Source organism: Tenacibaculum agarivorans (assembly GCF_001936575.1).
Taxonomy (GTDB): Bacteria; Bacteroidota; Bacteroidia; order Flavobacteriales; family Flavobacteriaceae; genus Polaribacter; species Polaribacter agarivorans.
Genome location: NZ_MSMP01000027.1, coordinates 23,296 through 39,559 on the forward strand (window position 1 = coordinate 23,296; position 16,264 = coordinate 39,559).

The 16,264-nt window shown below is 32.8% G+C and carries 1 protein-coding gene; it reads left to right on the forward strand.

Going from position 1 to position 16,264, the window contains the following annotated elements:
• Positions 1-21: 21 nt before the first annotated feature.
• On the forward strand, positions 22-16,254 hold the full coding sequence (locus BVC87_RS17535) for a non-ribosomal peptide synthetase (RefSeq protein ID WP_075343709.1): 16,233 nt from the start codon (positions 22-24) through the stop codon (positions 16,252-16,254).
• Positions 16,255-16,264 lie beyond the last annotated feature (10 nt).

The following is a 16,264-nucleotide window of genomic DNA, read 5'->3' on the forward strand; positions in this document are numbered from 1 at the left end:
AGAATCAATCAATATCAACCAATGAACTTAGAAATTTTAGAAATACTAAGAGTATCTGAAAAAGAGGGTATTAAATTAGTATTGGAGGAAGGGAAATTAAGTATTAAATCGAAGAAAACTAGTATTGATTCGAATTTACTTCAGAAGATAAAAAATCAAAAAGAGGTTTTAATAAGTTATCTTCAAAAACATGAAAAAGGTAGCAGCCAAATAGGATCAGAAGGAAATATTGTTGCATTCGATAGAACTGAATTAACTCACATCCCACTATCGTTTAACCAAGAAAGATTATGGTTTTTAGATCAGTTGCAGGGGAGTAGTGAAGAATATCATATACCTGCAGTTATCCGTTTAGAAGGAGCATTAAATATTTCAGTTTTAGAACAAGCTTTAAAGACAATTGTTGATCGTCATGAAGTTTTAAGAACTAATATCTTATCGAAAGAAGGTGTCGGTTACCAAGAAATTATAGAGGCTAAAGATTGGTGTTTAGATAAAAGTAAGGTTACAGGAGAAGAAGAATTATCTAAGGTATTACAAAACTATCTTACTGTTCCTTTTGATTTATCTAAAGATTATAAGTTAAGAGCATGTTTATATGATTTAGGAGAAGATAAATACGTATTAGCTTGCGTATTTCATCACATTGCTAGTGATGGTTGGTCTGAGAATATCTTAACAAATGAATTTGTAGAATTATATAGTGCTTTACAATCAAATAGAGCAATAATATTACCTGAGTTAAGTCTACAATATATTGATTATGCGATTTGGCAACGTAAATATTTTGAAGGAGACCTTTTAGAGGCTCAATTAAGTTATTGGGAGCAAAAATTAGCAGGAGTAAATACTTTAGCATTACCGTTAGATTACACTCGACCTCCAATGCAGAGTAATGCTGGGTCGGATGTATCTTTAACTTTAGATGAAAAATTAACGCAATCGTTAAAAGATATATGTCAGCAAGAAGGCGTAACAATGCCAATGTTGTTATTATCTGCATTTAAATTATTATTATCACGTTACAGTGGACAAGAAGATATTTGTGTAGGAACATCAATAGCAAACCGAACCCAATCTGAACTAGAAGGAATGATCGGTTTCTTTGTAAATACATTAGCATTGCGTACTGATTTAAGCGGTAATCCTACTTTCACAGAGTTTTTAGCAAGAGTAAAAACAACAACCTTAGAAGGATATAAGCATCAACAAACGCCGTTCGAAAAAATTGTAGATAGAGTTGTTACTACACGTGATATGAGTAGTACACCTTTATTTCAAGTGATGTTTGATTATCATAATGAGGGATCAATTCTAGAAGAAGCAAATGCAGATACAGATGAAAGTTTAGATCTAGGAAATTTAAATATCTCAGAGTATGAATATACGAATACTTCTGCTCAATTTGATCTCACATTAAACGTTTCCGAAGAAGACCTAGTTATTATTCTGAATCTGAACTACTGTTCCGACTTATTTAAACAAGTTACAATAGGAAGAATACTAGCACATTATAAAGAATTGCTGTTGAGTATTGTGAGTAATGTCGACCAGCCTATTGGAAACTTATCAATGCTTACTCCACAAGAAAATGTACTATTGTTGGAAGAATTTAATGCAAGTACTGTCGATTATCCTTTAGATAAAACAGTAATGGATTTATTTTCAGATCAAGTACAAAAATCACCTAACGCTGTAGCGGCTATTTTTGAAGGAGAAGAGTTAACTTACTCAGAGTTAGATAAACGCTCAAACTCATTAGCATACTATTTAATAACACAAGGAGTACAACCTAATGATTTAGTTGGAGTTTGTTTAAATAGAGGTTTTGATATGCTAATTGCTGTTTTAGGAGTTTTAAAATCAGGAGCAGCATATGTGCCAATAAAACCAGATTTTCCAACAGACCGTGTGGCTCATCTTATAGAAGACACATCATGCAAGTTAGTTATAACAAATAGTTCAAGTACAGACGTATTAATTCCATTTAATACTATTGAGTTAGTTAATCTAGATAAGACTTCTTTATTTACATCTAATAATACAGCTAAAGAGTTAGAATTAACTTATAGTTCGAATGCTTTAGCTTATATAATTTACACTTCAGGAAGTACAGGAGTACCAAAAGGAGCTATGATAGAGCACGCAGGTTTATTAAATCACTTGTTAATTATGATTGACGAGTTGAAAATGAACAATGAAAGCGTAATTGCCTTTACAGCTCCATTTACGTTCGACATTTCTGTATGGCAGTTGTTGAGCGCATTAGTATGTGGAGGTAGCGTTGCAATATATAGTGAAGATCGAATTTTAAATCTTAACGATTTTCAAGTATCATTAGAAGAGTACAAAGTAAGTCATTTGCAGTTAGTGCCTTCTTATATAGCAAGTCTATTAGAAAATGGAGTTGCGGTAAAAGGTTTATCAGGTTTAGCTTATTTTTTAGTAACGGGTGAAGCTGTAACAAAATCCTTATTAGATAAATGGTTCTCATTATATCCATCTGTTCCTGTAGTTAATGCTTACGGACCTGCTGAAGCTGCAGATGATATTACGCTACATATTATGCATGAACCTCCTCTTGGAGATTTAGTTCCAATAGGAAAACCAGTAGCAAATATGGATGTATATGTAGTAGATAGTTTTAATAATTTATGTCCGATAGGTGTAGTTGGAGAATTATGGACAAGCGGAATTGGTGTAGGTAGGGGTTATTTAAACAGAGAAGAGCTAACTAAGGAAAAATTTATAACAAATCCATTCAAAAATAATGGAGAACGTTTATATAAAACAGGTGATTTAGGACGTTGGTTACCAGAAGGAATACTGGAGTTTGTAGGTCGTTCAGATGATCAGGTAAAGATTCGTGGTTATCGTATTGAATTAGGAGAGATAGAAAGTGTTCTTTCAAAAATTGAAGGCATACAAAACAGTTGCGTCTTAGCAAAAAAAGATGCCATAGGTACCAATCGTTTAGTTGGCTATGTAGTTGTAGAAAAAGAATTGAATAAACAAAAAATTCAAGAAAGCCTAAAAGCAAGTTTACCAGATTATATGGTGCCTACAATTTGGGTTGAGCTGGGAGCAATGCCATTAACAGCAAATGGAAAAATTGATAAAAAATCATTACCAGAACCCGATAGTTCGGAATTATCGAGTAGTGAATATGTAGCTCCAAGAAACGAGACGGAGGAACAATTAGTTACTGTTTGGCAGGAATTATTAGCAATTGAAAAAATAGGAGTTTATGATGACTTCTTTGAATTGGGTGGACATAGTTTATTAGCAACTCGTTTAGTAGCTATGATACGAACTAAAATGTCGATTGAGATTTTAATTCGCGATGTTTTTGAACACACAACAATTTCAGATTTAGGTCTACACATTTCAACACTGTCAGAAGGTGTATTACTTCCGCCAGTAATTGCACAAGAGCGTCCTAAACAAATTCCATTATCATTTAGTCAAGAAAGATTATGGTTTTTAGACGAATTGCAAGGCACTAATGAATACCATGTGCCAATTGTTATTCGCTTAAATGGAGCATTAAATATAGCAGCATTAGAGCAATCGTTCAAAACAATTCTTGAGCGCCATGAAATATTGTGTACTAATATTGTATCTGAAGACGGATATGGATACCAAGAGATCGTAGCAGCAGATTCATGGTTTTTAGAACAAGAAACAACAACTACAGAAGCACTAGAAAAAAGTTTAGAAGCATATCTATCAACTCCTTTTAATTTAGAAAAAGACTATAAATTAAGAGCATGTCTTTACAATCTAGGAAACGAACAATATGTGTTAGCAGCAGTTCTTCATCATATTGCTAGTGATGGATGGTCAGAAGATATTTTAATAGGAGAGTTTTTAGCACTTTATGGTTCATTACAAGAAGGTAAAACAATTGAACTACCAAAGTTAAATCTACAATATTCCGATTATGCTATATGGCAACGTAAATATATAGAAGGAACTGTTTTAGAGAATCAATTATCCTACTGGGAAGAAAAACTTAAAGGAGTAAGTAATTTACAACTTCCTCTAGATTATGAAAGGCCAGCAGTTCAGAGTATTGAAGGGGCTAGTACTTTTTTAGCATTGGATGAAGATTTAACTACTTCGGTAAAAGAATTATGTCAGAAAGAAGGTGTAACATTATTCATGTTCCTACTATCAACTTTTAAAGTATTGTTATCTCGTTACAGCGGACAAGAAGATATTTGTGTAGGTACTCCAATAGCTAATCGTACACAATCGGATCTTGAAGATATGATTGGATTTTTCGTTAACACACTAGCATTGCGAAGTGATTTAAGTGGAAATCCAAGATTTAGTGATGTATTAGCACAAGTAAAACAAACTACTTTAGAAGCTTATGATCATCAATTAACACCTTTTGAAAAAGTTGTAGATAAAGTAGTTGCGACTCGAGACATGAGTACAACTCCTTTGTTTCAAGTAATGTTTATGACCGAAAATACCTCAACAGATGTATCTGGTGAAAGCGGAAATGATATCGATTTTGGAGGTGTAGAAATATCAGAATATGAATTTGAAAATGTTACAGCAAAGTTCGATCTAACAATGAGCATTGCTGAGAGTAATTCTAATATTCTTTTAAACGTAAATTATTGTACAGCATTATTTGAAAAAACTACTATAGATAGAGTTTTAGTTCACTATAAAGAATTATTAAAAAGTATAGTTCAAGATTGTAGGCAACCAATTGGTCACTTATCAATGCTTACAACAGCAGAGAAACAGCTATTCTTAAATGTGAATAATGAAACAGAAGTTATCTATGCTAAAGATAAAACTGTTGTAGATGCATTTACAGAGCAGGTTTTAAAAACTCCAGAAGCAATTGCTTTAATTTACCAAAACCAGGAGTTAACTTTTGAGGAAGTAGATCAACGTTCTAACCAATTAGCTCATTATTTACAAGATGAAGGAGTACAGGCAAATACACTGGTAGGTATATGTATGGAACGTAGTTTAGAAATGCTGGTGGGTATTTTAGGAGTTTTAAAATCAGGAGGTGCATATGTACCTATAGATCCGGCATACCCAGAAGATCGTATCGATTATATGCTGAAGGATGCTGAAATTAATCTAGTATTAGTTAATGAAGTTAACGAGCAAACAAAACGACTACAAGAGAAAGAGGATTTAATAATTACTTCCTTAGATCAAAATTGGAAAGATATTACTGCGTATACTAAAGATAGTTTAGGTGGAGTTGTAGCACCTAATAATTTAGCTTATGTAATTTACACATCAGGTAGTACAGGTAAACCTAAAGGAGTTCCAATTCGTCATAATAGTTTGATGAATTATATTTCAACCTGTAGTAATTTATATATAGGAGAAGAAATCTCAGGAAGTTATATGCATCTATCGATGTCTTTTGATGCTTCAATGACAGAGATTTTTACTCCCTTAGTTAATGGTAAACTTTTAGTAATAAGTAGTACAAGTGGTTTAGAAGTTTTTAAAGACGAGAATTTAATAAAATACGCACCTTATAACTTTATAAAATTAACACCATCTCATCTAGAATTATTAGATCCTATTATAAGAGATACAGAAATTTTAGCACATCGATATGTGTTAGGAGGAGAAGCTTTACAGCTGAATCATTTATCTACTTTCGAGGAATTAAATATTTCAGCAACAATTATTAATGAATACGGTCCAACTGAAGCTACTGTAGGATGTACAACCTATACATTCAATACCTTAGATGAAAATTTACCTACACATAGTTACCCCATTGGAGTTCCAATGCCTAATATGCAACTATATGTATTAGATAAGAATTTAAACTTAGTTCCAGAAGGTGTTACAGGAGAATTATGTATCGGAGGATTTGGTTTATCATCAGGATATTTACATAGAGAAGAACTGACTAAAGAAAAATTTATTGAGAATCCATTTGTAGCAGGAGATAAACTATACAAAACTGGAGATTTAGGGAAATGGCTACCTGATGGAAATTTAGAATTTCTAGGAAGAAAAGATGATCAAGTAAAGATTAGAGGATATCGTATTGAACTAGGAGAGATAGAGAGTACCCTGTCAGAACTTCCATCTATAAACCAATGTTGCGTATTAGCAAAAGAAGATGCAAACGGAGCAAAACAATTGGTAGGTTATGTAGTTTCAAAAGAAGAATTTAATAAGGAGGAAGTTCAAACTGCCTTAAAAGAAACATTGCCTAGCTATATGGTTCCTTCACTTTGGATAAGCTTAGATGAAATGCCATTAACAGTAAATGGAAAGTTAGACAGAAAAGCCCTGCCAGAACTAGATGGTTCAATGTTATCTACAAAAGAATATGTAGCTCCAAGAAACGAAACCGAAGAACAATTGGTTAACATATGGCAAGACTTATTATCTGTAGAAAAAGTGGGCGTATACGATGATTTCTTTGAATTAGGAGGCCATTCATTATTAGCTACTCGCTTAGTATCTTTAATTCGAAAAGAGTTAGAGAAGGAATTAGCTATTCGTGAAATATTCGAACACACTACTATAGCTGATTTATCTTTACATATCACAACTCAATCTAAAGGTGTATTATTACCTGAAGTAACTGCTGAAGATCGTAGTGACTCTATTCCTCTGTCTTTTAGTCAAGAACGTTTATGGTTCTTAGATCAATTTGAAGGAACACTAGCATATCATATTCCTGCAATAATACATATCGAAGGAGATTTAGATGTAGAAATCCTTGAACAAGCATTAAAAACAATTGTAGCTCGTCATGAAATATTACGTACTAATCTTTTTTCTAAAGATGGGGTAGGATATCAGCAAATAGTGAGCGCAGACAATTGGTCTTTAGAAAAGAAAGTAATTTTAAATAAAGATGAATTAGATACACAAATACATAATTATCTAATAACACCATTTAATTTATCAAGTGATTACAAACTAAGATCTTGTTTGTATGATTTAGGAGAAAATACATATGTATTAGCTTGTATTTTTCATCATATAGCAAGTGATGGTTGGTCAGAAGGAATTTTAACTAATGAATTTGTAGAACTGTACGATGCATTAAAATCAGGTAGAGAAATTAATCTTCCAGAATTAAGTATTCAATATGCAGATTATGCAATATGGCAGCGCAAGTATTTAGAAGGAGAAATTTTAGATAAACAATTATCATATTGGGAAAATAAATTAACAGGAGTAGATACATTAGCACTACCAACAGACTATATCCGTCCTGCCGTTCAAAGTATGGCAGGAACTACTTTTTCAACAGATTTAGGAGAAGAATTAAGTGCATTAGTAAAAGAAGTATACCAAAAAGAAGGAGTGACTTCATTTATGTTCTTGTTGGCATCTTTTAAAGTATTACTATCGCGTTATAGTGGACAAGAAGATATTTGTGTGGGTACACCAATTGCAAATCGTACTCAATACGAATTAGAAAGTATAATTGGTTTCTTTACCAATACATTAGCATTACGTAGTGACTTAAGTGGAAATTTAAGTTTTAAGGAATTATTACAGCAAGTAAAACTAACTACATTAGAAGGATATGACAATCAGTTAACACCTTTTGAAAGAGTAGTAGACAGAGTAGTAACTACTCGTGATGTAAGTATGACTCCTTTATTCCAAATAATGTTTGATTATGATAGCGAAATAGAAAAAACTACAGAACAAACAGAAGAAAGTAAAGGGTTAAGTGATATTCTTATTCAACCTCATAATTTTTCTGAAACTACAGCACAGTTCGATATCATTTTTAATATCAACGAAAATGAGTCAAACATTCTTCTAAACATAGTGTATTGCACAGACTTATTCAAAGAGGAAACCATTGCACGAATGTTAGAGAATTATAAAACATTACTAAAAAGTATAGTAACTAACATTGAGCAATCTATAGGAGATTTACTAGTATTAGCTCCTCAAGAAGAAACTCAATTATTAAATACATTTAATGCTACAGCAGTAGATTATCCTTTAGACAAAACTGTAGTTGATTTATTTTCAGCGCAAGTTCAAAAGTCTCCTGAAGCCATAGCAGTAGTTTTTGAAGGAGAAGAATTAACTTATTCAGCATTAGATGAACGTTCAAATCAATTAGCGCATTATTTAATAGGCGAAGGTGTTAAGTCTGATGATTTAGTGGGACTTTGTCTAGAGCGCGGATTAGACATGCTTGTTGGAGTTTTGGGAATTTTGAAATCAGGAGGAGCTTATGTTCCGATTAAACCGGACTTCCCAATGGATCGTATCTCTTATATTATAGAAGATACCAACTGCTCTTTATTAGTAACAGATTCACTAAATGAGTTTGTTTTAGAATCGTTGTTTGATGATTCAATTCATTTAGTAATATTGGATGAAGAAGTTGTAGAATCAGATTATCCAACAACACCAGTAGAAGTAAAGTATAGGTCAAATGATTTAGCGTATATCATTTATACTTCAGGAAGTACAGGATTACCAAAAGGAGCTATGATAGAACATGCTGGTTTATTAAACCACTTGTTAATTATGGTTGATGAGTTGGAAATGAATCCAGAAAGTACAGTAGCTTTTACAGCGCCATTTACTTTTGATATTTCAGTATGGCAAATGCTTAGTGGATTATTGTGCGGAGCTAGCATTGTGGTGTATAGTGAAGATACCATTTTAGATATCGATGAGTTTCAAGATACTTTAGAAGAAAATAGCATTAGCCATTTACAATTAGTTCCATCCTATGTAGCTAGCTTATTAGACAATGAAGAAGTTGTTTCTGGTTTATCAGGTTTATCATATTTCTTAGTTACAGGGGAAGCAGCTACTCAATCTTTATTAGATAAATGGTTCTCATTATATCCAAATGTTCCAGTAGTGAATGCATATGGACCAGCAGAGGCCGCTGATGATATTACATTACATATTATGAAGGAAGCACCGAATGGAATTGTAGTTCCAATCGGAAAACCAGTTGCTAATATGGATGTTTATGTTGTGGATCAGTTTAATAATTTATGTCCTATAGGTGTAGTTGGAGAATTATGGACAAGTGGAATAGGCGTAGGTAGAGGGTATTTAAATAGAGAAGAACTTACACAAGAGAAATTCATCGAAAACCCATTCAAATCAGAAGGCGGACGATTATATAAAACAGGAGATTTAGGAAGATGGCTATCAGATGGAACCTTAGAATTCGTTGGTCGTTCAGATGATCAGGTAAAGATTCGTGGATATCGTATTGAATTAGGAGAAATAGAGAATGCGTTATCACAAGTATGCAATGTTCAAAGTAGTTGTGTATTGGCGAAAAAGGATGCTATTGGAACAAATCTCTTAGTTGGTTATGTTGTGGTTGAGGGTGAATTTGAGAAAGAAAAATTACAAGAAGATTTAAAAGCTAGTTTACCAGATTATATGGTTCCAATGGTTTGGGTGTCATTAGAAGAAATGCCACTAACAGCTAATGGAAAGATAGATAAGAGATCATTACCAGAACCTGATAGTTCAGAGCTCTCAACAAGAGAATATGTAGCGCCAAGAAATGAAACTGAAGAGCAAATGGCAGCTATTTGGCAGAATTTATTAGGGATTGAAAAGGTAGGTGTTCATGACGATTTCTTTGAATTAGGTGGACATAGTTTATTGGCCACACGTTTGGTGTCAATGATTCGTAAAGAGTTAAAGAAAGAAATTGAAATCGCAGGAGTTTTCGAGCATACTGAGTTATCAGAATTAGCAGAGCACGTTTCAACTTTATCTGTTGGTGTGTTATTACCATCAGTAAGTGTTGAAGAGCGACCAGAAAGAATTCCATTATCGTTCAGTCAAGAACGTATATGGTTTATCGATCAGTTACAAGGGAGCTTAGCATATCATATGCCTGTAGTGATGCATTTAGAAGGAAAATTAGATGTAGATAACTTAGAACGAACATTAAAAACAATTGTTGAACGTCATGAAATATTAAGAACTAATATTTTATCTGCAGATGGGTATGGTTACCAAGAAGCAATGAGCCATAACAATTGGCGTTTAACTCAACAAACCGTAATAGATAGTGAACTTGAGGAAAGTTTAGCAAAATATTTAGTTATTCCTTTTGATTTATCTAAAGATTATAAGTTAAGAGCTTGTTTGTATAGCTTAGAAGCAGACAAATATATATTAGCTTGTGTTTTTCATCATATTGCTAGTGATGGTTGGTCAGAAGATATTTTAATTAAAGAGTTTGATGAACTATACATTGCAATGCAATTAGGTAAAGAAGCTAATCTACCAGACCTAACATTACAATATGCAGATTATGCAATTTGGCAGCGTAAATACTTAGATGGTGAAGTTTTAGAAAATCAATTATCATATTGGGGAGAAAAATTAGCAGATGCAAGTGTTTTAGAATTACCTACAGATTACCAACGTCCAGCTATACAAGAAACTGAAGGGGCTAATATAACAGTAAACTTAAGTGAAGAATTAGGAATTTCAATTAATACATTATCAAAACAAGAAAATGTAACAACATTCATGTTCCTGTTATCGGCATTTAAAGTATTATTATCACGTTACAGTGGTCAAAATGATATTTGTATAGGTACTCCAATTGCTAACAGAACACAAACGGAGTTAGAAGGAATGATCGGATTCTTTGTAAATACATTAGTATTACGTAGTGATTTAAGTAATGATATAAGCTTTAAAGAATTATTACGTCAAGTAAAAACAACAACATTAGAAGGATACGATAATCAATTAGCACCTTTTGAAAAAGTTGTAGATCGAGTAGTTACTAATAGAGACATGAGTACAACTCCTTTATTTCAAGTAATGTTCTCTTTAGAAAACACTTCCAATGCAGCGACAGATGAACCATTAAATGAAATAACAGATGCTGAATTTGATCATATAGTAATTTCTCCATACGAATCTGATACAGTGAGTTCACAGTTTGATCTAACATTAGATGTTTCTGAAGAAAATTCAATTTTCGAATTAAGTTTAACGTACAGTACTACTTTATTTAAAGAAGCTACAATAGTTCGTATGTTAGCACATTACAAGCAGTTACTGAAAAGTATTGTTAGTAATATAGATCAATCTATTGGAGATGTAGAAATGTTAACATCACAGGAACAAACACAGTTGTTAGATGTTTTCAATGCTACAGAAGTTAATTATCCTTTAGATAAAACGGTTGTTGAATTATTTGCCGCTGAAGTTGAAAAAACACCAGAAGCGACTGCCGTAATTTTTGAAGGTGAAGAATTAACCTATCAAGAATTAGACGAACGTTCAAATCGATTAGCTCATTATTTAGTTGAAAAAGGAGTAAAGTCTGATGATTTAATAGGAATCTGTTTGGATAGAAGTACACAAATGCTCGTAGGTGTTTTAGGAATTCTAAAGTCAGGAGGAGCCTATGTTCCAATCAAACCAGATTTTCCATCAGATCGTATCGCTTATCTTTTAGAAGACACCAATTGTTCTTTAGTAGTTACAAACTCTACCAGTATAGATGTATTCAATTCTTTTGAAGCTGTAAATCAGGTTGAATTAGATACAATTATTACAAATGCAAAATATCCAATAACTACTTTAGAAATAGCATGTAATTCAAAAGGTTTAGCCTATGTTATTTACACTTCAGGAAGTACAGGTTTACCAAAAGGAGCCATGATCGAACATGCAGGTTTACTGAATCACTTGTTATTAATGATTGATGATTTGGAAATTACTTCAGATAGTGCAGTAGCATTTACCGCACCATTTACTTTTGATATTTCAGTATGGCAAATGCTAAGCGGATTATTATGTGGAGCAAGTATTGTGGTTTACTCAGAAGCATCAATTTTAGACCTTGAAGGTTTCCAATCTTCACTATCTAATAATAAGGTAAGTCACTTACAATTAGTTCCATCCTATGTCTCAAGTTTATTAGAAAGTGGAGAAGTTAAAGCAGGTTTATCTGATTTATCATATTTCTTAGTTACAGGAGAAGCAGCTACCCAATCTTTATTAGATAAGTGGTTCTCATTGTATCCACAAGTTCCAGTAGTAAATGCATATGGGCCAGCAGAGGCTGCCGATGATATCACATTACATATTATGAAAGAATCGCCAAGTGGTATGGTAGTTCCAATCGGAAAACCAGTGGCGAATATGGATGTGTATGTTGTGGATAGATTTGATAATTTATGTCCAGTAGGGGTTGTTGGAGAATTATGGACAAGTGGAATTGGAGTTGGACGAGGTTATTTAAACAGAGAAACACTTACAAAGGAGAAGTTTATAGAAAATCCATTCAAATCAGAAGGAGGACGATTATATAAAACAGGCGACTTAGGAAGATGGTTACCTGATGGAACCTTGGAGTTTGTAGGTCGTACAGATGATCAGGTTAAGATCAGAGGTTATCGTATCGAATTAGGTGAGATTGAAAATGCATTATCACAAGTAGTAACAATTCAAAACTGTTGTGTTTTAGCGAAGAAAGATACAAGTGGGATCAATCGCTTGGTAGGTTATGTTGTTGTAGATGGTGATTTTAAAAAGAATAAGATTCAAGACGAACTAAAGGAGAGTTTGCCAGAATATATGGTTCCTATGTTATGGATTAACTTAGATGAAATGCCATTAACAGCTAATGGGAAAATTGATAAAAAATCGTTACCAGAACCAGACAGCTCAGAATTATCTACGGTAGAATATGTAGCTCCGAGAAATGAAATAGAAGCACAATTAGTAAGCATTTGGCAAGACTTATTAGGAGTGGAAAAGGTTGGCGTTTACGATGATTTCTTCGAATTAGGAGGACATAGTTTATTAATTGTTCAACTCATTGCTCGTGTACAAAAGATTGGCTTTCATATTGCAGTAAAAGATATTTTCTTAAATCCAAGTGTGGTAGGTATTATAGAAAAAATGGTGTCATTGAGTTCAATGTATGTAACTCCAGAAAATGGAATCACAAAAGATACAGTTAGAATAACTCCTGAAATGGTCCCATTATTGGATTTTGACCAAGAGCACATAGATGTAGTTGTTTCACAAATAAAAGGAGGAACTTCAAGTATTGAAGATATATACCCTTTATCACCATTACAAGAAGGAATTTATTTTCATTATTTAATGAGTAGTAAGGAAGAAGGTGATCCTTATATTTTACCAACATTACTATCTTTTACAAATCAAGAAAAACGTTCATCATTTATAGAAGCATTACAATTTGTAGTCAATCGTCATGATGTATTACGTACTTGTTTTATAAATGAAGGATTGTCAAATCCAGTACAAGTAGTTCTGAGAGAAGCACCATTATATATTGAAGAATTAGAAATAGATAGTACTAAAGATTTCTCATCAGAGTTAGAGTTGTTAGTAGCGCCAGGTCATCATTGGATGGATGTTTCTAAAGCACCGTTATTACAATTAAAATCAATAAATGACCCAAATAATGAAATATGTTATTTGGTGGTTTATCAACATCACTTAGCTTTAGATCATATTGGTTTAGAGAAAGTTGTTTCTGAAATTGTATTGTATTTATCAGGAAGAAAAGCAGAACTTCCAACTCCAGTATTATATAGAGATTTTATCGGACATACACTACATCAGCAAGCCACTAATGATAGTGAAGCATATTTCAAAGAGTTATTAGGTAATATAAATGAACCTACATATCCATTTGCCTTATCAGACATACGAGATAATTTTAGCGATATTAAAGAAGCACAATCGCTTTTACCTGAAAGTTTAAGTGCAGAACTTCGTGAACTAAGTATCTCACTAGGTATGAGTTCTGCAGTGTTATTCCATGCTGCTTTTGGTTTGGTGGTAGGAAGATGTAGTAATACAGATTATGCAATTTTCGGAACATTACTTCTAGGTCGTTTACAAGGATCTTTAGGAGCAGCCGATTCATTAGGATTATTCATTAACACGTTACCATTTCTTACAGAATTAAAAGGTACTGTTTCAGAATATGTTGCAAAAGTTAATGGAGCATTAAGCGATTTATTAGCTTACGAACAAACACCACTGTCTAATGTTCATAGTTGGAGTGGAATTTCTAATGAACTTCCTTTGTTTAGTGCATTAATGAATTTCCGTCATTCAGCACCAGAAGAAGATGAAGAAGTGGAGGCAGGAATAGAAGAACAAAATGATGATGCAATCAATTTAGGAGTAGATGTAACAAGTGTGAATGAACGTACGAATTATCCAATCTCATTAGATATAGATGATTACGGAAAAGAGTTCGTACTAACTGCTCAAATTGATGGGGATATTAAACCTGAACTATTTTTAGGGTATATAGAAGAAGCGTTAACTCAATTAGTAAAAGGATTAAAAGCAGAGCAAAATACTACAGTTGATAGTGTAACAATTTTACCGAAAGAAGAAGTTTCATTATTAGAATCGTTTAACGAAACAACAGTGGATTATCCATTAGATAAAACAGTTGTTGATTTATTTGAAAGTCAGGTTCAAAAATCTCCAGATGCAATTGCTGCTGTATTTGGAGAAGATGAATTAAGCTATCAAGAATTAAATGAACGCGCTAATCAATTAGCACACCATTTGGTTGCACAAGGAGTTCAGTCGAATGATCTGGTTGGAATTTGTGTAGAGCGAAGTTTCGATATGCTAATAGGTATTTTAGGTATTTTAAAATCTGGAGGTGCATATGTACCTATAAAACCAGATTTTCCAAAAGATCGTATAGCATATCTTTTAGAAGATACAAAATGTTCAATATTAGTAACTGACATTGTAAGTAAAACCTCTTTGGAATCATTTACGGATACTATTCAAGTTGTTACGATAGATGAAACAAAAGATTATTCAACAATGTCTACAGGATTAACATATAGTTCAAGCGATTTAGCTTACATCATTTATACTTCAGGAAGTACAGGTTTACCAAAAGGAGCCATGATTGAACATGCAGGTTTATTAAATCACTTATTATTAATGATTGATGAACTGAAAATGACTCACGAAAGCGCAGTTGCTTTTACAGCTCCATTCACTTTTGATATTTCGGTATGGCAAATGTTAAGTGGTTTATTATGTGGTGGTAGAATTATAATTTATGGAGAAGATAAGATATTAGATATTAACAATTTCCAAAAGTCATTGTATAGTAATAATATTAGTCATTTACAACTAGTGCCTTCTTATGTAACCAATATATTAGAAGAAGGAGTTGCTGTGGAAGGCTTATCAAATTTAGATTATTTCTTAGTTACTGGTGAGGCAGCTACAAAATCCTTATTAGATAAATGGTTCTCATTATATCCATCTGTTCCTGTAGTTAATGCTTACGGACCTGCTGAAGCTGCAGATGATATTACATTACATATCATGAACGAAGCTCCAAATGGTGCAGTAGTTCCAATAGGAAAACCAGTAGCAAATATGGATGTATATGTAGTAGATAGTTTTAATAATCTATGCCCAATAGGTGTAGTTGGAGAATTATGGACAAGCGGTATTGGAGTAGGTAGAGGATACTTAAATAGAGAAGAGCTTACTCAAGAGAAGTTTATAGAGAATCCATTTAAACCTGAAGGTGGACGATTATACAAAACGGGAGATTTAGGAAGATGGTTACCAGATGGAACTTTAGAATTTTCTGGTCGTACAGATGATCAAGTTAAAATTAGAGGTTATCGTATTGAATTAGGAGAAATAGAAAATACCATAACGTCTTTAGAATCTATAAGTCAATGTTGCGTATTAGCAAAGAAAGATACTACTGGAGTAAATCGTTTAGTGGTGTATTTAGTAGTAGAAGATAATGCTAGTAAAGAAAAACTACAAGAAGCTGTTGCTGAAAGTTTACCAAATTATATGATTCCTCAGTTATGGTTTGTGCTAGATGAAATGCCACTTACGGCAAATGGAAAAATTGATAAAAAGTCTTTACCTGAGCCAGATCTTTCTCAATTATCAAATAAAGAATATGTAGCACCAAGAAATGAAACTGAAGAACAATTAGTAACAATTTGGCAAGAGTTATTGGGTATTGAAAAAATAAGTATTTATGATGACTTCTTTGATTTAGGAGGCCATTCTTTACTCGCTACTCGCTTAGTATCTATGATTCGAACAAAATTAGATACTGAAGTTTCTATTCGTGAAATATTTGAAGAAACAACCATAGAAGAACAAGCATCACTTATTGAAATTTTTAGATCATATCTAGAAGAAGATGATGATGAAATTGACCAAGAAAACTATATCGAAACTATTGAAATATAACTTTTAAGTT